The sequence below is a fragment of the Pseudomonas morbosilactucae genome, from assembly GCF_023241715.1.
GTDB lineage: Bacteria > Pseudomonadota > Gammaproteobacteria > Pseudomonadales > Pseudomonadaceae > Aquipseudomonas > Aquipseudomonas morbosilactucae.
Genome location: NZ_JALQCW010000098.1, coordinates 1 through 905, shown reverse-complemented (window position 1 = coordinate 905; position 905 = coordinate 1). Strand labels below are relative to the sequence as shown.

The window sequence follows — 905 nt, the reverse complement described above, 5'->3', positions numbered from 1 at the left end:
CGCGGACCTGGAAATGACCTGGTTGAGCAAGGCCGATTTACAGGGGGCCGACCTGAGCGATGCCAACCTGCAAGAAGCCAAATTTGGCGAAAGCAACCTGGAACAGGCCAACCTCAGCGGCTCGCGACAGCACTACGGGAACTTTCAAGACGCCAACATGGAAGGCTGCACCGGGTGCCCAAAGACCTGGGATAAGTAGAGGGGGGTACCTATCCGTTGCTGCGGGTGCGGCCGCTGGCGGCTTCGCCCTTACGGCGACTCACTTTTGAACAGCCGGAATGCCGGCCCAGTCAAAAGCAAGCAAAACGCTTCTGCCCCTCCACTCGGTGCCTCGCCTAGGCTCGGCATGCCCTCAGGCCGTCATTGATCCGTGGGCCGCCACCGGCCATCGTGGTTAACGGGACGTTCAGATCAAAATCAAGAGCGCGACAGCGGCCTTGCGGCCGGCCTGAAGCTGGGGCGGTGTGTAGCGTCCCCCATGTAGGAGCTGGCTTGCCAGCGAAAGCATCCGCCCGGGCGATGCATGTCTTGCGGGCCTCTTCGCCGGCAAGCCGGCTCCTACGGACAGCGCGTAAAACGCGCTTGGCTTTTGATCTTGCTCTTGATCTTCAGGCCCCTTCCCAGCCGGCCGAGCGTAGGCGTTGCGTAGGGGGCAGCTCGGCAAGGATGCCGAGCTAGCCGCCACCCGGCCATGGATGGCCGGTTGGCGGCGGGCCCCCGGAGCAATGCTGGAGAGAGGGAACCCCGAGCCCCAGCGAGGGGCCCATGGAGGGGCAAGCGTTTCTGCTTACTTTTTGCTGGGCCGCACTCCGGCGTTTGAAAAAAGTGAGTCGCCCGTAAGGGCGAAACCCTCCAGCGGCCGTGACCGCAGCAACCGGATCATACCCCCTCCCCTCACCACAAAA

At 63.2% G+C, this 905-nt stretch carries 1 protein-coding gene; it reads left to right on the top strand.

What is annotated here, in order from left to right:
- The coding region (locus M1B34_RS30935) for a pentapeptide repeat-containing protein (protein ID WP_268267096.1) at positions 1 to 199 on the top strand (199 nt) is incomplete at its 5' end.
- Positions 200 to 905: the final 706 nt, after the last annotated feature.